At 71.3% G+C, this 17,625-nt stretch carries 19 protein-coding genes; 11 read left to right on the forward strand and 8 right to left on the reverse strand.

Going from position 1 to position 17,625, the window contains the following annotated elements; genetic code table 11:
- Position 1: 1 nt before the first annotated feature.
- The 7 genes from C1J01_RS19305 (at position 2) to C1J01_RS19335 (ending at position 7,745) form a co-directional block, all read left to right on the forward strand.
- On the forward strand, positions 2–1,486 hold the full coding sequence (locus tag C1J01_RS19305) for a sugar ABC transporter ATP-binding protein (protein ID WP_220039989.1): 1,485 nt from the start codon (positions 2–4) through the stop codon (positions 1,484–1,486).
- Complete coding sequence (locus C1J01_RS19310; protein ID WP_235854535.1) at positions 1,486–2,508, forward strand: ABC transporter permease; 1,023 nt, start codon at positions 1,486–1,488, stop codon at positions 2,506–2,508. The genes C1J01_RS19305 and C1J01_RS19310 overlap by 1 nt, the downstream gene beginning before the upstream one ends.
- Positions 2,505–3,548 carry an ABC transporter substrate-binding protein gene (locus C1J01_RS19315; RefSeq protein ID WP_111180373.1) on the forward strand — a complete coding sequence of 348 codons (1,044 nt, stop codon included), beginning with the start codon at positions 2,505–2,507 and terminating at the stop codon, positions 3,546–3,548. Before C1J01_RS19310 ends, C1J01_RS19315 begins: the two co-directional genes overlap by 4 nt.
- An 11-nt stretch (positions 3,549–3,559) precedes the next feature.
- Complete coding sequence (locus C1J01_RS19320; RefSeq protein ID WP_111180374.1) at positions 3,560–4,711, forward strand: Gfo/Idh/MocA family protein; 1,152 nt, start codon at positions 3,560–3,562, stop codon at positions 4,709–4,711.
- Positions 4,712–5,716, forward strand: a complete 1,005-nt coding sequence (locus tag C1J01_RS19325; RefSeq protein WP_111180375.1) for a sugar phosphate isomerase/epimerase family protein — start codon at positions 4,712–4,714, stop codon at positions 5,714–5,716.
- Between the two features lie 86 nt (positions 5,717–5,802).
- On the forward strand, positions 5,803–6,768 hold the full coding sequence (locus C1J01_RS19330; protein ID WP_111180376.1) for an AraC family transcriptional regulator: 966 nt from the start codon (positions 5,803–5,805) through the stop codon (positions 6,766–6,768).
- A 29-nt stretch (positions 6,769–6,797) separates the two neighbouring features.
- The gene (locus C1J01_RS19335) at positions 6,798–7,745 is read left to right on the forward strand and encodes an alpha/beta hydrolase (protein ID WP_111180389.1); all 948 of its coding nucleotides are present in this window, start codon (positions 6,798–6,800) and stop codon (positions 7,743–7,745) included.
- 49 nt (positions 7,746–7,794) lie between these two features.
- On the opposite strand, the gene C1J01_RS19340 is transcribed toward C1J01_RS19335, so the two are convergent.
- From C1J01_RS19340 to C1J01_RS19350, 3 genes are read right to left on the reverse strand one after another with little or no spacing between them, the layout of a single operon-like run.
- Positions 7,795–8,883, reverse strand: coding sequence for a Zn-dependent alcohol dehydrogenase (locus C1J01_RS19340; RefSeq protein WP_111180377.1), 1,089 nt, complete (start codon positions 8,881–8,883; stop codon positions 7,795–7,797).
- 27 nt (positions 8,884–8,910) lie between these two features.
- Positions 8,911–9,102, reverse strand: a complete 192-nt coding sequence (locus C1J01_RS19345; protein ID WP_111180378.1) for a ferredoxin — start codon at positions 9,100–9,102, stop codon at positions 8,911–8,913.
- Positions 9,099–9,551 (reverse strand): pyridoxamine 5'-phosphate oxidase family protein, encoded by a 453-nt coding sequence (locus C1J01_RS19350; protein WP_111180379.1) that lies wholly within the window; start codon positions 9,549–9,551, stop codon positions 9,099–9,101. The genes C1J01_RS19345 and C1J01_RS19350 overlap by 4 nt, the downstream gene beginning before the upstream one ends.
- A gap of 85 nt (positions 9,552–9,636) precedes the next feature.
- Here C1J01_RS19350 and C1J01_RS19355 point away from each other — a divergent pair, with 85 nt between their 5' ends.
- A complete protein-coding gene (locus C1J01_RS19355) occupies positions 9,637–10,266 on the forward strand; it encodes a class I SAM-dependent methyltransferase (protein WP_181448853.1) in 630 nt (209 codons plus the stop codon).
- Positions 10,267–10,355: 89 nt separating this feature from the next.
- Here C1J01_RS19355 and C1J01_RS19360 read toward each other — a convergent pair whose 3' ends face one another.
- Positions 10,356–11,336: a DUF1702 family protein gene (locus C1J01_RS19360; protein ID WP_181448851.1), complete on the reverse strand. Its 981-nt coding sequence runs from the start codon at positions 11,334–11,336 to the stop codon at positions 10,356–10,358.
- Positions 11,337–11,505: 169 nt separating this feature from the next.
- Positions 11,506–12,564 (reverse strand): glycoside hydrolase family 15 protein, encoded by a 1,059-nt coding sequence (locus C1J01_RS19365; protein WP_181448852.1) that lies wholly within the window; start codon positions 12,562–12,564, stop codon positions 11,506–11,508.
- Positions 12,565–12,608: 44 nt separating this feature from the next.
- On the opposite strand from C1J01_RS19365, the gene C1J01_RS19370 reads away from it, so the two are divergent.
- Positions 12,609–13,856 (forward strand): RNA-guided endonuclease InsQ/TnpB family protein, encoded by a 1,248-nt coding sequence (locus tag C1J01_RS19370; RefSeq protein ID WP_220039990.1) that lies wholly within the window; start codon positions 12,609–12,611, stop codon positions 13,854–13,856.
- Positions 13,857–13,902: 46 nt separating this feature from the next.
- Here C1J01_RS19370 and C1J01_RS19375 read toward each other — a convergent pair whose 3' ends face one another.
- On the reverse strand, positions 13,903–14,694 hold the full coding sequence (locus C1J01_RS19375) for an alpha/beta fold hydrolase (RefSeq protein WP_111180382.1): 792 nt from the start codon (positions 14,692–14,694) through the stop codon (positions 13,903–13,905).
- A gap of 205 nt (positions 14,695–14,899) precedes the next feature.
- Between C1J01_RS19375 and C1J01_RS19380 the strand changes: the two genes are divergently transcribed.
- Both C1J01_RS19380 and C1J01_RS19385 read left to right on the forward strand, forming a co-directional pair.
- Positions 14,900–15,169, forward strand: coding sequence for a sulfurtransferase TusA family protein (locus C1J01_RS19380; protein WP_111180383.1), 270 nt, complete (start codon positions 14,900–14,902; stop codon positions 15,167–15,169).
- Positions 15,170–15,237: 68 nt separating this feature from the next.
- Positions 15,238–16,251: a LacI family DNA-binding transcriptional regulator gene (locus tag C1J01_RS19385; RefSeq protein WP_111180384.1), complete on the forward strand. Its 1,014-nt coding sequence runs from the start codon at positions 15,238–15,240 to the stop codon at positions 16,249–16,251.
- 5 nt (positions 16,252–16,256) lie between these two features.
- On the opposite strand, the gene C1J01_RS19390 is transcribed toward C1J01_RS19385, so the two are convergent.
- A complete protein-coding gene (locus C1J01_RS19390; RefSeq protein WP_235854536.1) occupies positions 16,257–16,808 on the reverse strand; it encodes a DUF488 domain-containing protein in 552 nt (183 codons plus the stop codon).
- A 100-nt stretch (positions 16,809–16,908) separates the two neighbouring features.
- Positions 16,909–17,625: histidine phosphatase family protein (locus tag C1J01_RS19395; protein ID WP_220039991.1), on the reverse strand; the 717-nt coding region annotated here is incomplete at its 5' end.

Genomic DNA, 17,625 nt, shown 5'->3' on the forward strand with positions numbered 1-17,625 from the left:
GATGCTGGTCATGCAGGGCATCGTCAAGCAGTTCCCCGGCGTGCGCGCGCTGGACGGAGTCGACCTCGACGTACGGGCGGGAGAAGTGCACTGCCTGCTGGGCCAGAACGGCGCCGGCAAGTCCACCCTGATCAAGGTGCTGGCCGGCGCCCACCAGCCGGACGAGGGCACGATCCTGTTCGAGGGCAAGGAGGTGCGCCCCACCAGCCCGATCGACGCCATCAGGCTCGGCTTCGCCACCATCTACCAGGAGCTCGACCTCGTCGACGGGCTCAGCGTGGCCGAGAACATCTTCCTCGGCCACGAGCACGCCCGCTTCGGCTTCACCAACAGGGCGGCGGCCAACCGGGCCGCGTCCGAGGTGCTGGCCCGGCTCGGACACCCCGAGATCCGGCCGTCGACCGAGGTCGGACGGCTCTCGCCGGCCGCCAAGCAGGTCGTCTCGATGGCCCGCGCGCTCTCCCGCGAGGCCCGCCTGATCATCATGGACGAGCCATCCGCCGCCCTCGCCCACGACGAGGTGGCCAACCTCTTCCGCATCATCCGCGAGCTGACCGCCCAGGGCGTGGCCGTGGTCTACATCTCCCACCGGCTGGAGGAGATCCGCGAGATCGGCGACCGGGTCACCGTGCTGAAGGACGGCCGTACGGTCGCCGTCGGCCTGGCCGCCCGCGACACCCCGACCTCCCGCATCGTCTCCCTCATGACGGGCCGCAACGTCGAGTACGTCTTCCCGCCCAGAGGCGGGCGCGAGCTCGGCGACGAGGTGCTGCGTGTGGAGAACCTGAGCGCGCGCGGCGTCTTCAGCGACGTGTCGTTCTCCGTGCGCGCGGGCGAGATCGTCGGCCTGGCCGGGCTCGTCGGCTCGGGCCGTTCGGAGATCCTCGAAGCCGTCTACGGCGCCCGCCCCGCCTCCGGCCGCGTCCTGCTGTCCGGCAAGCAGGTGCGCCGCGGCGTCGTCGGCACCGTCAGGCACGGCATGGGCCTGGCCCCCGAGGAACGCAAGGCCCAGGCCCTGCTCCTCGACCAGAGCGTCACCGCCAACATCACGCTCGGCACGCTGCCGGAGTTCTCCAAGTTCGGCTGGCTCGACCGCAAACGCGAGCGCGCCGAAGCCCGGCGGTTGTCGGAGGCGCTGGACATCCGGCCGCCCGACCCCGAACGCCCGATCCGCACCCTGTCGGGCGGCAACCAGCAGAAGGCCGTGCTGGCCCGCTGGCTGCTCGGCGGGCGCCGGCTGCTGCTGCTCGACGAGCCCACCCGCGGCGTGGACGTGGGAGCGCGGGCCGAGCTGTACGCCGTGATCCACGACCTGGCCAAGCAGGGCATCGGCGTGCTGCTGGTCTCCAGCGAGGTGCCCGAGGTGCTCGGGCTCGCCGACCGGGTGCTGGTGCTGCGCGAGGGCCGGGTCATCCACGAGGGTGACGCGGCCGGGCTGGACGAGCACCGCGTACTGGACATGATCATGAATGGGAAGGCGGCGTGATGAGCGAGCCCACGAAATCGCAGGCGCCGGCGGCCACGGGGCGCGCCGGTCCGATCCGCGGGACCGTTCCCGTGCTGCGCGGAGTCGGTGAGATGCGCCACCTCGGCCTGGTGGCGGCGTTGGCGATCCTGGTCGTCGTCGGCCTGGTGACCCGGCCGGACAACTTCGCCACCGCCTCCAACCTGATCAGCATCCTGTCGCTGGCGGCCACGATCGGCGTGATCACGGTCGGGGCCACGTTCGTGATCATCGGCGGCGGCATCGACCTGTCGGTGGGCGCGGTCATGGCGCTCGCCTCGGTCTGGGCGACGACACTGGCCACGCAGTCGTACGGGCCGGTGGTGATGGCGATCTGCGCGATCCTCGTCGGCACCGGAGCGGGGCTGGTCAACGGGTGGCTCATCGCCTACGGGCGTCTGGTGCCGTTCATCGCCACGCTCGCCATGCTGGTGGCCGCGCGGGGCCTCGCGCAGCGGATGTCCGACCGCAGGACGCAGCTCATCCAGGCGGAGAACTCCGCCATCGTGGACCTGTCGACCTCGCGGGTGCTCGGCATCCCGCTGCTGGTCTACATCTTCGCGCTGGTCGTGGTGCTCGGCTGGATCCTGCTCAACCGCACGACGTTCGGGCGGCGGACGTACGCGGTCGGGGGCAACCCCGAGGCCGCCCGCCTGGCCGGCATCGACGTGCGCCGGCACACGATGCTCCTCTACGCCCTGTCGGGGATGTGCTGCGGCATCGCCGCCATCCTCATCATGGCGCGCACGACGACGGGCTCGTCCACCCACGGCGACCTGTACGAACTCGACGCGATCGCCGCCGTCATCATCGGCGGCACGCTGCTCACCGGGGGCCGCGGGACGATCATCGGCTCCATCCTGGGCCTGCTGATCTTCACGCTGATCACCAACCTGTTCATTCTCAACGGCCTCAACACCAGCGACCAGCTGATCGCCAAGGGCCTGATCATCGTCGTCGCCGTCCTTCTCCAGCGGCGGAACCTGAAGGAGAGAGCACCATGAGCGAGAACGTCGCACGCCGTGGCTTCCTTGTCGGCGGAGCAGCCCTCTTAGCGGCGGGCTGCACCAGCAACGAGCCCGCGGCCGCGCCCACCAGCGCGGCCCCCGCCCCCGCCGCCACGGGCGGCAACGATCAGCCGGGCGAGCGGGTGGTCATCGGCTTCTCGGCCCCGGCCGCCGACCACGGCTGGATCGCCGCGATCGCCAAGAACGCCCAGGCGACCGCCGAGCAGTACTCCGATGTCGAGTTCCGGCCCGTGGAGCCGACCAACGACATCAACCAGCAGATCTCCGCGGTCGAGTCGCTCATCGCGGCCAAGGTGAACGTGCTGGTGATCCTGCCCAACGACGGCCAGCAGCTCAACCAGGTCGCGCTGCAGGCCACGGAGGCCGGCATCCCCGTCGTCAACCTCGACCGCGTCTTCCCCGACAAGCTCGCCTACCGCACCTGGATCGGCGGCGACAACTACGGCATGGGCGTGGCCGCCGGCCACTTCATCGGCAGGCAGCTGCAGTCCAAGAACGTCTCCAACCCCGTGATCGTCGAGATCCAGGGCATCGCCACGCTGCCGCTCACCCAGGAGCGCAGCCAGGGCTTCGAGGACGCGCTGAAGGAGTACAACTTCACCGTCACCGCCAAGCAGGACGCCCAGTTCACCGTCGAGACCGGCAACGAGGTGGCCTCGTCGCTGCTCCAGGCGCACAGCAAGATCGACGCGCTCTGGAACCACGACGACGACCAGGGCGTCGGCGTGCTCGCCGCGATCAACGAGGCCGGCCGCAACGAGTTCATCATGGTCGGCGGCGCCGGCTCGGCGAACGCGATGCGCGAGATCCAGTCCGGCAACTCCGTGCTCCAGGCGACGGTGACCTACAGCCCCACCATGGCCTCCTCCGCGATCAAGCTCGCGCGTCTGATAGCACAGGGGAAGGGCATGAGTGATCTGGTGGAAAGACAGGTTCCGCAGTCGATCACGCTCGCGTCGGAGACCATCACCCGGGAGAACGTCGCGAACTACATGTCACTCGGCTTCGAATCCTGATCGGGGGTTGCATGTCAGACAAGACCACCATCGGCGTGGGAATGGTGGGCTACGCCTTCATGGGCCGCGTCCACTCCCAGGCCTGGCGCAGCGTGAGCGCCTTCTTCGACCTGCCGCTGGTTCCGCGGATGGCCGCGATCGCGGGCAGGTCGAAGGAGCGCACGGAAGCGGCCGCGGCTCAGCTCGGCTGGGCCGCCGCCGAGACCGACTGGAGAGAGCTGGTCAAGCGCGACGACGTGCAGATCGTCGACATCTGCACGCCGGGTGACTCCCACGCGGAGATCGCCGTCGCCGCGCTCGAGGCCGGCAAGCACGTGATCTGCGAGAAACCGCTGGCCAACACCGTCGCCGAGGCCGAGGTCATGGTGGCGGCGGCCGCCGCGGCGCCGGGCAAGAGCATGGTGGCCTTCAACTACCGGCGGGTGCCCGCGGTCGCGCTCGCCCGCCGGTACGTCGAGCAGGGCCGGATCGGCGAGATCCGGCACGTGCGCGCCGTCTACCTGCAGGACTGGATCGTCGATCCGGAGTTCCCGCTGGTCTGGCGGCTGCAGAAGGACAAGGCGGGCGCCGGTGCGCTCGGCGACATCGGCTCCCACATCGTGGACGCCGCCCAGTTCATCACCGGGCAGCGGATCCTCGGCGTCTCGGCGCTGACGGAGACGTTCATCAAGGAACGCCCGCTCGCGGCCGAGTCGGCGGGGCTCGGCGCCACCGCGTCGGCCGAGAAGGGCACGGTCACCGTCGACGACGCCGCGCTGTTCATCGGGCGGCTGTCGGGTGGCGGAGTGGCCTCCTTCGAGGCGACCCGGTTCGCCAGCGGGCGCAAGAACGCGATGCGCATCGAGATCAACGGCTCGCTGGGCAGCCTGGCGTTCGACTTCGAGGCCATGAACGAGTTGTGGGTCAGCGAGGGCGGGGGCGGCTTCGAGCGCATCCTCGTCACCGAGCCCGACCACCCGTACGTCGGCGCCTGGTGGCCGCCCGGCCACGGCCTCGGCTACGAGCACACCTTCACCCACGAGATCAAGGACTTCCTGGAGGCGGTCGCCACCGGAGCCGACCCCACGCCGTCGTTCGCCGACGGGCTGCGCGTGCAGCGGGTGCTGGAGGCGGTCGAGCGGAGCGCGGCTGAGGGCAGCCGCTACACGAACGTGGAGGACTGAATGAGACCCGTCACACTGTTCACCGGGCAGTGGGCCGACCTGCCGTTCGAGGAGGTGTGCCGGCTCGCCGCCGAGTGGGGCTACGACGGCCTGGAGATCGCCTGCTCGGGTGACCACTTCGACGTCGAGCAGGCCGTCTCCGACCCGTCGTACGTGGAGCAGAAGCGCGCCCAACTCGACAAGCACGGCCTGAAGGTCTGGACGATCTCCAACCACCTGGTCGGCCAGGCGGTCTGCGACCACCCGATCGACGAGCGGCACAAGGGCATCCTGCCGGCCCGCATCTGGGGCTCCGGCGACCCCGAGTCGGTGCGGCAGGCGGCGGCCGAGGAGATGAAGAACACCGCCAGGGCCGCCTCGCTGCTGGGCGTGGACACCGTGGTCGGGTTCACCGGGTCGTCGATCTGGCACACCGTCGCGATGTTCCCGCCGGTGCCGGCCTCGATGGTGGAGGCCGGCTACCAGGACTTCGCCGACCGCTGGAACCCGATCCTCGACGTCTTCGACGAGGTCGGCGTGCGGTTCGCGCACGAGGTGCACCCGAGCGAGATCGCCTACGACTACCACACGACCGTGCGGACCCTGGAGGCCATCGGCCACCGGCCGGCGTTCGGCCTCAACTGGGACCCGTCCCACATGGTGTGGCAGGACATCGACCCCGTCGGGTTCATCCTCGACTTCAAGGACCGCATCTACCACGTCGACTGCAAGGACACGCGGGTGCGGGTCGGCGACGGCCGCAAGGGCCGCCTGTCGTCGCACCTGCCGTGGGCCGACATGCGCCGCGGCTGGGACTTCGTCTCGACCGGCCGGGGCGACGTGCCCTGGGAGGACTGCTTCCGCGCGCTCAACGCGATCGGGTACGAAGGCCCGATCTCGATCGAGTGGGAGGACGCGGGCATGGACCGCCTCGACGGCGCCAAGGAGGCGCTGGCGTACATCCGCAGGCTCAACTCCATCACCCCGCCCACGACGGCCTTCGACGCCGCCTTCTCCACCACCTGACCGCACGGTGCCCGCGCTCCCGCCGCACGGGGGCGCGGGTCGGTGCCGGAGTGCTCCGGCAAAAGGCCCGTCAGTACGCTGTCGGGGTGTTCGTCCAGAGTCTGCGGTCTGCCGAGGAACTGGAGCTGGCGGCCGGGCAGAGCTACATGCCGGTCGTCGCCGAGCGGCGGCCCCGCTACCGGGGGCGGCTCGCCCTGCAGCCTCTCGGGGACGCCGTCTCGCTCTCCGAGGCCAAGATGACGCCGATGCGCACGTTCACCACCGAACGCATGGCCGCCCGGACGGAACGGGACGACCTGCTGCTCTTCTGCGTGCACGTGGCCGGCTCGGGACGGCTGCTCCAGCACGGCCGGGTGGCCGAGCTCAGCCCGGGCGCCGGCGTCCTGTACGAGTCCAGGAGCGCCTGGGAGCTGGACGTCACCGGCGTCCACAGCCTCGTCCTGCAGTTCCCCCGCGGCCTGCTGCCCCTGCGCCCGGCCGAGATCGACGCCGCCCTGGCCCGCGGGATGGACGCCGGCACGCCCGCCGTGCAGCTGTTGTCGGGGTATGTCCGCCAGCTGTTCCAGCTCGCCGGCGACCTGTCCGGCGAGCAGGCCCACGACGCCGGCCTGGCCGGGATCGAGCTGGTCATGATGGCCCTGCGCGGCCTGGCCCCCGCCGTGCCCGGCGACCACAGCGCCGGCACGGTGCTGCTGGGGCTGATGCGCACCCACGTTCGGGAGCACCTCGCCGACCCCCGCCTCACCGTGGCGGAGCTGGCCCGCCGCCACCACGTCTCCGTCCGCCACGTGCACGCCCTGTTCGCCCGGATCGGGACCACGCCGGCGGCGTACGTCAGGGAGCAGCGGCTGCTCGCCGCGCGGGCGATGCTCGCCGACCCCAAGTACGCCCCGCGCCCGGTCGCGGACATCGGCGCGGCCGTCGGGCTGGGCGAGCCGCGCACGTTCGAGCGGGCGTTCCGCCGGCAGTTCGGCATGACGCCCGCCCGCTGGCGGCGGGACCATCGTGTGCAGGAATCGCCGTCCGACAGCGCACGAATCGTCGTGGTCTGACCGGAGGGTGAGCTGGTCGAATGACCGGCATGACCGACTACGTCCTCGAACCGGAGCTGGCGGCCGTCGCCGCCGCCCTCCCGCGTCTCGACCTGACCGACCTGCGGGCCGCCCGCGAGCTCGAACGGCAGGTCTCCGCGCACCTGCCTTCGTACGAGTCCGCGACCCCGCTGGAGGTGCGGGACGTGCTCGTCCCCGGCCCGGCGCAGGCCCCGGACGTGGCCGTGCGGGTGTACGCGCTCGCGCAGGCCGTGCGGCCGCTGCCGGCGCTGCTGTACCTGCACGGCGGCGCCTTCGTCATGGGCGGCCTGGCGTTGACCGACTTCCCGGCCAGGCTGATCGCCGACCGGGCGGGCGTCGTCGTGGTGACGGTGGACTACCGGCTGGCCCCCGAGCACCCGTACCCGGCGGCTTTGGAGGACTGCTACGCGGCGCTGCGCTGGCTCAGCGAGCAGCCCGGCGTGGACCCCGGCAGGATCGGCGTGCTGGGGGAGAGCGCGGGCGGCGGCCTGGCGGCGGCGCTGGCCATGCTCGCCCGCGACCGCGGCGGGCCGCGCCTGATCGCCCAGTTCCTCGACGCGCCCACCGTGGACGACCGGCTCGGCACGCCCTCGATGCGCGACCTGACCGACACGCCCGGCTGGCAGGCCGCGAACTCGCCGCACAGCTGGCGTCACTACCTGCGCGGCACCGCCGAGCCGGGCGGCCCGGACGTGCCCGTGCACGCCGCTCCCGCCCGCGCCCGGGTGGCGGACCTCGCCGGTCTGCCTCCGGCGTGGACGGTCGCGTACCAGATCGACCCCACCCGCGACGAGGGGATCGACTACGCGCGGCTGCTCATGCGGGCGGGGGTGCCCACGGAGCTGCACCACTACAGCGGGGCCTTCCACGTCGCCCACATCATCCCCGGCACCGCCGTCGGCGAGCGGATGATCGCCGACCGGATCGAGGCCGTCGGCCGCCTGCTCGGCGCGTAGACAGCCGGCGGCCCCCTCCGTGCGGCGCGGAGGAGACCGCCGGGGCTCGTCAGTCCATCAGCACGATCTGACGGAGCGCCTCGCCGCCGCGCAGCGCCGCCACCGCGTCGTTGAGGTCGCCGAGGCGGATGCGGGCGCTGATCATCGACTCCAGGTCGAGCAGGCCCGCCTTGTGCAGCTTGGCGAAGTACGGGAAGTCGTGCCGGACGTCGGACTCGCCGTACAGGCTGGACAGCAGCTTCTTGCCCTCGAACAGCAGGCTGAAGGCCGACAGCGACACCATGTCGTCCATCGCGCCCGCGCCCACCACGATGACGTCGCCGCCGGACCGGGTGACCTGCCAGGCGCTCTGGATCGTGGCCGACTTGCCGACCACCTCGAAGCCGTAGTCGAAGCCCGCGCCGCCGGTGAGCTCCTGCAGCGCGCCGGGCACCTCGTCAGGCGTCACCGCGTGGGTGGCGCCGACCTTCCTGGCCAGCTCATGCTTGGAGGCCAGCGGGTCGATCGCGAGGATCGTCCGGGCGCCGGAGATGCGCGCGCCCTGGATGACCGACAGGCCCACGCCGCCGCAGCCGATCACCGCGACCGTGGAGCCGGGACGCACCTTCGCGGTGTTGAACACCGCGCCCACGCCCGTGGTGACGCCGCAGCCGATCAGGGCCGCGACCTCCCACGGCACGTCGTCGTCGATCTTGATCGCGGCCGGGGCGGGCACGACGATCTCCTCGGCCCAGGTGCCGCAGCCCGCCATCCCGAACGCCGTCGCCCCGTCGCCGCCGAAGCGGAAGTTGCCCTTGGTGAACGACTCGACCAGGTACTTCTTGCACAGGTACGGTTGCCCGCCCACGCACAGGTCGCAGGCGCCGCAGGCCGGGTGCCAGCTGATCACCACGTGGTCGCCCGGAGTCAGCGAGGTGACGTGCCCGCCGACCTCCACCACCTCACCCGCGCCCTCATGGCCGGGAATCAGCGGCACGGGCTGGGGCAGCACCCCCGACATGGCCGACAGGTCGGAGTGGCAGACGCCGGTGGCCCGGATGCGCACCCGGACCTCGGCCGGCCCGACGGGCGCCAGGGTGACGTCGTCGCGGATGTCGAGCTTGTCGTTGCCTACGGCGTGCAGGATCGCGGCGCGCATGGGGGGTTCCTCTCGTGGCTGGATGGACTATTCCTCGAGGGTCAGAGCGGCCTTCGGGCAGGACCGGACCGCATGACGGACGCGGTCCCGCAGCTCGTGGGGTGGTTCGGGGAGAAGAATGTGCAGCCGGTCGTCGTCGTCCAGCTCGAACACCTCGGGGGCGAGCCCCATGCACACGGCGTTGGCCTCGCAGACCAGCTCGTCCACTGTCACTTTCACGTGAGCCTCCTGTGATCCCATGAGACCACTTTGGTGCGCTCGACGACGTACGCAAGCCGTTTGCGCCCGGTTTTCTCCACGTACGGAAGCAGCAGCTCGTCGGGCACGCCGGGCGTCATCCTGCGGGCGATCATCATGCCGACGCCGAGGACGCGGTCACGGTCCTCCACGGGCACGGCTCTGCCGTACAGCAGGACGCCGCGCAACTCGGCGTACTCGTCGCCGGTCTCGACCAGGCAGCTCACCCGTGGATCGCGCGCCAGGTTCCTGGCCTTCTGCGACTTCTCGTACGTCCAGAACACCACCTGCCCCTCGTCCAGGGCGTGGAACATGGTGACCATGTGCGGGGTGCCGTCGGGGTTGATGGTCGCCAGCTGCAGCTTGCGTGCCGCTTCCAGGAAGGCGGTGACCTCGTCGTCCGACATCGCGATGCGAGCGCGCTGATTCACGAGCCAAGTAGAACAGGTTGCAGAACGGCCGGGCAAGAGTCCGCCGGAATGTTATTCGGTTCGGCTAGGGTGCATGCCCATGACGATGCCGTCAGAGCTGCTGTACGCGGCCAAGCACGCCAAAGGGTTCATGCCCCACGAAGAGGGCCTGGCCCTGTACGAAACGGCCTGCCACTACGGCAAGCTCGGCCCCATCTGCGAGATCGGCACCTACTGCGGCAAGTCGGCCGTCTACTTGGGCGCCGCCGCCCGGCAGGCCGGGTCCGTGGTCGTCACGGTCGACCACCACCGCGGCTCGGAGGAGATCCAGCCGGGCTGGGCCCACCACGACCCGACGCTGGTCGACCCCCGGTTCGGGAAGATGGACTCGCTGCCGACGTTCCGCTCCACGATCGCCGCGGCCGGGCTGGAGGAGGAGGTGATCGCGATCGTCGGCCGGTCCGAGCGGGTCGCCGCCCTCTGGAACACCCCGCTCGCCATGCTCTTCATCGACGGCGGCCACTCCGACGAGCCGGTCACCCACGACTACGAGGGCTGGGCGCCGCACGTCATGCCCGGCGGCGCGCTGGTCTTCCACGACATCTACCCCGACCCCGCCGACGGCGGCCAGGCGCCCTACCGGGTCTACCGGCGGGCGCTGGAGTCGGGGGCGTTCACGGAGGTGGCGCAGACGGGCTCCGTCCGCGTCCTGGAGCGCGTCGGCGCCGGCATCTAGCTCAACAAGCGATGACGGCGGGCCCAGGAGCCTGCGGCATCCGGCTCAACAAGCGATGACGGCGGGTCCACGAGCCTGCGGCATCCGGCTCAGTAGCGGTGGCGGCGGGTCCACGAGCGGCGCGTCTGGGTCTGCCAGCTCTGGAAGTCCTCGTGCGTGTGCGCCTCGTGCCCGAGCGCGATGAGCGCCCGGTCCGTCCACGCGGCGGCCTCGTCCGGCTCGGCCCCCGTCAGGATCTGCACCGCGTGCGCCATGTCCTCCGGCAGCGTCCCCGAGCGCAGCCGGGCGGCCACCGCGAAGGCGCAGCCCTGTGCCAGGTGCGCGCGGAACCCGTCCGCGCCGGCGTGCTCGGTCAGCCACCACAGCTCGTCCGGCTCCGCCCCTCCGGTGTACGCCGCCGCGAACCCGACCCCGCTCCACAGGTCGGCCCGCCGCGACGGCGGATACTCGCCGATCCGGGCGGCGACGTCGTCGGGGGAGGCGCAGTCGTGGTACCACAGCAGCCGCCCGAGCCCCTGGTCGAACACCGCGCAGTGCGCCCGGGTCAGTAGGTCGGGCATCGTCCGCTCGCCGATCATGCGGTCGGCCCTGGACAGGCTCCACTGGAAGCCGAACCCGTCCACCGCGAGCCAGCGCAGCAGCGGATGGGCCCGCCGCGCGCCCCACAACGGGCGCAGCCGCAGCAGCGCGTACGCGCGGCCGGCACCCAGGTAGGCGGCGTGGCGGTGATGCTGGGCGGGGCCGGCTAGTAGCTCGTGAAGGCGCCGGCCCCGGGTCAGGGTGAGCAGGTCGAGCAGGGTGCAGCCGGCCGCCGCGCCCTCGTATCCGAAGGGGCGCTGCTCCTCCGGCAGGTCCTCGACCTTCTCGATCTCTCGTGACATCACCGCGTTGAAGCCGAAGACGTACGACGTCTCCGCCGTGGTGAAGACCGTCCGGGCGGGTCCGCCGCGCAGCCGGAAGCGGCGGCGGCTCAGATCGGACTCCTGCGGGTCCTTGGTGAGAAACCTCCGCAGCCCCCTGGGCGGGGACAGCGTCGGCTCGGGTGTCGGCTCGGTCCTGCCCTGGTCCAAGAACGATGTTGTGCCCGTGTCGCCCACGCTTCCCCCGAAGACGCCTCGTACGGCCACCCACGAAGCTAGTAACCCTCTTGCGGCCTTCACCGGCGGCACACCGAATTTCCCCGGCAAAGAACCCGCAAAAGCGCTTGTCTTCGCTCCGGCGGCGGGCGATCAGAAAGGGTCAGGCGCCTTCGTCGGCCGGCTGCGGAGGGACGCGCGACCCGCAGCCGCACACGTCCGGGTCGGACACGCAGGCGCTCTCGACGTCACGGAAGAGCCCGGAGCCCGGCGAGTACCCGAACAGCGCGTCGGCCGCCAGCACCACCGCCGCGGCGGTGTACCCGGAACGCTCGTGCGGGAAGTGCCTGCGGTTGACGAACTGCCAGCCCGTCCAGTACGAGCCGTCCTCGTGCCGCAGGTGCTGCATGTCGGCGAACAACGCCAGCGCCCGTTCCCGCTCGCCCACGGCGTCGAGCGCCAGCACCAGCTCGCACGTCTCGGCCCCGGTCACCCACGGCTGGTCCGACACGCAGCGGATGCCGAGCCCCGGCACCACGAACGTGTCCCACTCACGCTCCAGCAGCTCCGCCGCCCGCGGCCCGCGCACCGCGCCGCCCAGCACCGGGTAGTACCAGTCCATCGAGAAGCGGCTCTTGTCGGCGAACGCCTCGGGGTGGTCGTTGAGCACGTGCGCCAGCCGGTCGGCGGCCAGCTCCCAGTGCGGCTGCGGGTCGCCCAGGCGGTCGGCCAGCAGCACGCCGCAGCGCAACCCCTGGTGGATCGAGGAGCACCCGGTGAGCAGCGCGTACGTCGCCGCCCTGCCCTCCGCGTCGCGCTCCCAGACGATCTCGCCCCGCTCGGTCTGCAGGTCCACCACGTAGTCGAGCGCGGCCTTGACCATCGGCCAGCTCTCCTCGGTGAAGCGCTGGTCGCCGGTGACGAGGTGGTGGTGCCAGATCCCGGCGGCGACGTACGCGGCGTGGTTGCTCTCACCGCCGAGCTCGGCGGGCACGCCGCCGGCCAGCTTCATCGGCCAGGAGCCGTCGGCGCGCTGGTGGCGGGCCAGCCAGGCGTAGCCGCGGCGCACGGGCTCCTCCAGCCCGGCCACGGACATGGCCATCAGGCACTCGACGTGGTTCCAGGCGTCCACATGGCCCTCGGGCCAGGGCACGCCGCCGTCGTCCTGCTGTATGGCCGCGATGCTCTCACCCGTCCGCACGACCTCCTCGCGGGAGATCATCTTGTCCCCTTGAGCGGGGAGACCCCGGGCTTCAGCCCTGGGAAGTGAACGCTGCCCTGCGCCGCAGGATTCTGTCGGTGCTGATCACTAGGTTGATCGGCGTGTCCCGCTACCGCCTCGCGCCGACACCTGCCCAGGGGCAGGCGTTGCTGGAGCACTGCGGGCATGCGCGTTTCGTCTGGAACCTGGCGGTGGAGCAGCACGCGCACTGGCGGCCAGGGCGTCGTTCGTCGCCGGGATACCTTGAGCAGTGCCGGCAGTTGACCGAAGCCCGGGCGGAGTTCGCGTGGCTGCGTGCAGGCTCGCAGATGGTGCAGCAGCAGGCGCTGCGGGACTTCGCTCAGGCCATGGCCGGCTTCTTCGCGGGCACCCATGGGCGTCCTTCGTGGCGCAAGCAGGGGCGGCATGAGGGGTTCCGCGTCGTCGCGGTCAAACCTGCTGATGTGCGCCGTCTGTCGCACAACGTCGGCGCGGTGAAGATCCCAAAGGTGGGCTGGGTACGGTTCCGCTGGTCCCGCGCGGTGCCCGAAGGGGTGAAGTCCTACCGCGTCACCCGCGACCGGGTGGGGCGCTGGCACGTGGCCTTCGCCGCGATCCCGGAACCGATCCCCGCGCCTGGCACGGGTCAGGTGGTCGGGGTTGATCGTGGCGTGGCCGTGTCGGCGGCCCTGTCCACGGGAAAGATGCTGTCCGTTCCCACTCTGAGCGAGGCGGAGAAGAGACGCCTGGCGCTGCTGGAGCGCAAGCTGGCCCGCGCCAAGAAGGGCTCCGAGCGCCGAGCGCGCCTCAAGTCCGACATCGCCGAGTTGAAGGCCCGGGAAGTGGACCGGCGCCGGGATTGGGCGGAGAAGGCGAGCACGGAGCTGGCTCGGGATTTCGATGTGATCGCCGTCGAGAATCTGAACATCAGGGGCATGACGCGTTCGGCGCGCGGCACTGTCGAGCAGCCGGGCAGGAACGTCCGGGCCAAGGCCGCCCTGAACCGGGGCATTCTGGCCGCGGGGTGGGGCCGGTTGGTGGAACGGCTGGAGCACAAGGTGGCCGGGCGGGTCGTCAGGGTCGATCCGCGTTTCACGAGCCAGCGGTGCTCGGCGTGCGGGGTCGTGGATCGGGAGGCGCGCGAGAGCCAAGCCGTCTTCCGCTGCCGGTCCTGCGGATACGCCTGCAACGCTGATGTGAACGCGGCAAGGAACATCAGAGATACGGCCGCAGGGCATGCGGTTGCTGCGCGGGGAGGCTCGCCGTTGGGCAGGCCGGTGAACCGCGAACCTCAACCCGTCCTCCTCTCGTAGGTCAATGGGTGGTTGGAATCCTCCGGATTCATCCGTGGGGAGGATGTCAAGAGAAGAACTCCTTGAGTACGGGCGCCAGCGCCTCGGGCTTGACGATGTGGGTCTGGCCGTCGAGCGTGCGGTGGCCGGCCTGGGGCAGCACCTCGGCCAGCGACCTGGCGGCGTTGCGGATCCACTGCTGACTCTTGCCGCCGTCGATGACCAGCGTGGGCGTCTTCGCCCCGGCCCAGCTCCCTTCGGGGAAGGGCCGGCCCAGCTCGTACGGGGCCACGAAGGCGGCGTCGTACGGGAGCGTGTGGGCCGTCGCCTTGAGCGCGGACCAGGCGGGCATGAACCGCATCATGGCCACCGCCACGGCGGGCAGGCCGACCCCCTTGCGCATGAAGTACCGCACGGCGTCGGCGCGCCGGTCCGCGGCCACCAGCGCCTCCAGCGTCCGGACGTAGTCGGCGGGGATGGGCGGGCGGGAGCCGTCGACGATGAACGGCGGCTCGTACAGGGCCAGCCGCTCCACCGTGAGACCCGCGTCCACGGCGGCGAGCGCGAGGGCGGCGCCCGACGACGTGCCGTACAGGCGGATCGGGCCGCCGGCCGCCTCGGCGAGCGCGGCCAGGTCCTCGATCTCGCGCTCGGGGGCGTACGGCGGAGTGTCGCCGCTCTCGCCCCGGCCGCGCCGGTCGTAGGTGTAGACGGTGAAGTCGTCGGCCAGCACGTCGGCCAGAGGGGTGTTGATGCTCTGCGCGCGGTGGCTGAGCGCGCCGTCCACGAGGACGACCGCGGGGCCTTGGCCGGTGCGGGTGTAGGCGATGGGGGTGCCGTCCGCCGAGTTGGTCTGCATGGTTGAAGCGTATGTGCCGACAAAAAAATTTGTCAAGGTACTTGAGGCGCCCCTTCCGTACTCAGAAGGGGTGGATCGCCGCGAGGAGGGGACGGCACGCGCCGCGGGATCGGGCCGGGTGGTCTGCCAACCGCCCGGGGCCCGTCCGCGGCCCGTGCCGGCCTTTCGTGTGCGGGCGTCGCGTCGCGGGTGGTTTCCTGGTGATATGCCCGACCTTGTGGTGGACGGCGGCGACAAGCTGTGCGTGCAGTTGCTCATCGAACTGCGCGGACACGTGCGCCAGGCCGGCCCAGGAGCCGTGATCCATCTGATCGCCACCGACCCGGCCGCGCCCGTCGACCTGCCCGCGTGGTGTCACATGACCGGCCACACGTACCTCGGCCCGGTGCGGGGCGCGCCACGCCCCACGTACGCGCTGCGCGTGGCGGACACCGCCAAGGAGACCCAGGAGACGAAGCCCTGGCACGTGGCTTAAGCGGTTAATGACCTAACGGGCGCGGATGGCCTAGAGTTGTGAGGTTATCCGGTTCAGAAGGGGAGACCGTGAAGCGACCGACGATCGCTGACATCGCCAGCCGGGCCGGGGTGTCCAAGGTGGCGGTCTCCTACGCGCTCAACGGGCAGCCCGGGGTGTCCGAGGCGACACGGGCCAAGATCCTCGCCATCGCCGAAGAGATCGGCTGGCGGCCCAACAGCGCCGCGCGGGCGCTCAACGGCGCCCGGGCCAACTGCGTCGGCCTCGCCCTGTGCCGGTCGCCCCGCGTCCTCGGCGTGGAGCCGTTCTTCATGGAGCTGATCAGCGGCATCCAGGGCGTGCTGGCCGACCGCTCGTTCGCGCTGCTGCTCCAGGTCGTCACCAGCCACCGGCAGGAGAGCGAGATCTACCGCCACTGGTGGGGCGAGAGCCGCATCGACGGGGTGTTCCTCGTCGACCTGCACTACGCCGACTCCCGGGTGGCGGAGCTGGAGCGGCTCGGCATGCCCGCCGTGGTGATCGGCCATCCCTCGGAGGCGGGCTCGTTGTCGGCCGTCTGGTCCGACGACGGCCAGGCCGTACGCGAGACCGTCGGCTACCTCGTCGCCCTCGGACACCGGCGGATCGCGCGGGTGGCGGGGCTGCCGGAGCTGGTCCACACGACCGTACGCGACCAGGCGTTCGCCGAGGCGTGCGCCGGCGCGGCCGACCACGTCATCGTCCACACCGACTACACCGGCGAGGAGGGCGCCAGGGCCACCAGGCGGCTGCTCAGCTCGGCCGACCGGCCCACGGCGATCATCTACGACAACGACATCATGGCGGTCGCCGGGTTGTCGGTGGCGCAGGAGATGCGGGTGGAGGTGCCGCGCGACCTGTCCGTCGTGGCCTGGGACGACTCGCCGCTCTCGCAGGTCGTCCGTCCGCCGCTGACCGCCCTCACCCGTGACATCCCCGCGTACGGCGCCCACGCCGCCCAGCGCCTGCTGGCCCTGATCGCCGGCGAGACCGTGCCCCCGTACGAGGACAAGGTCGCGGTGCTCACCCCGCGCGGCAGCACCGGCCCCGCCCCCGTGTCCTGACGTCGTCAGTCGATACCGGGGAGGGTGTCGGGCACGTCGTACACGGGCCATCCGTCGGGTCCGCGGCGCACCGTGGGATGCGGCCGGTAGGCATCCTGGCGGCCGACGTCGAGGAGGTGCACGACGGTCGCTCCGCGCATCGCGAGGGCGTCGGCGAGCAGCATGCGGTGGCAGTGCCACCAGACGGTCTCCGCGCACATCACCGCCGGCCGCTCGCCGCCGGCGCGCGTCACCAGCTCGTCCACCGCCGTCCGGAACTCGGGGGTGTCCATGTGGTCGGCGTATCCGGTGAACGCGCCATGGCGCAGGGCGGTGTGGCGGGAGCCGGGGCGCGCGGTACGCCGGCCGCCCAGCGCCTGCCCGTGCCATTCGTAGCCGATCCCGGCGCCGAGGAGCGCCTCGGCCAGGGCGTCACGACCGAACTGCGGGTGCCGTCGAGATCCCGGGAACCTGCGGACGTCGGCCACCACCGACACCCGCGCGTCACGCAGGACGGCGAGGAACGCGTCGATCGGCCGCGCGCCATGGCCCACGGTGAGGACCAGCCGACCACTCACGAAAGACCTCCCGACGACGCCGACACTCCTCAGTGAACTTCCCCCGAACCGCCTGCCCCACCGTTCCTTCCGTCAGCCGTGGAAGTGGGCCGGGTGGAGGTCAGCCGGCTTCGGTGGAGTCGAGATGGCGGGTGTCGCCGAGCTTGACGACCGTGCGGTTGTGGAAGAAGTCGTCCTCGTGCAGCGTCGTGATGCTGCCGGACGGCGCCCGGAAACCGGCATGGCCGACCGCCTTGATCGGCATCTTGATCCAGGACGTCACGACGAACGTCAGGGAGCCACCGTGAGTCACGATGATCTGGTGTTCGCAGGGGCGCTGCAAGATCTCGTCCATGGCCGCGTAGATGCGCTGCGCCAACGCCGCCTTGGTCTCGGCACCCTCCACGCCCTCGTCGTGTTCCAGCCGCTCCCCGGCGGCCGGTGGCGGGACGAATCGTTGGTCCAGCCACTCCTGTGGCCTTCCCCCCGCCGCTCCGTAGGATTTCTCCCGCAGCCTGGGGTCCAGGAATGGTTTCACGCCGAACAACTCGGCGATCTTCTCGGCGGTTTGCCCGGTGCGCTGCAGATCCGAGGAAAAGAGCTGCGCATCGGCGCCGTCCGGGATCTGGGCCCGCAGCGCCTGGGCGATGGAGGCGGCCGCGCTGAGGTCGGCTGGTGTCAGCCGCGAATCATGCCAGCCGCCGACGACCCTCTCGACGTGGTGTGTCGCCTCCGGGTGGGTGACGGCGTAACTGGTGCGCATGAGTGAGCTCTTCCTGCGGGGGAGCTGTTCTCGAGCGATCTTGAGACCGGCCGGGTCAGGGGTGGGTGTGGGTGG

Origin of the sequence: Nonomuraea aridisoli, from assembly GCF_003236395.1 — a bacterium.
In the GTDB taxonomy this organism is placed as follows: Bacteria; Actinomycetota; Actinomycetes; order Streptosporangiales; family Streptosporangiaceae; genus Nonomuraea; species Nonomuraea aridisoli.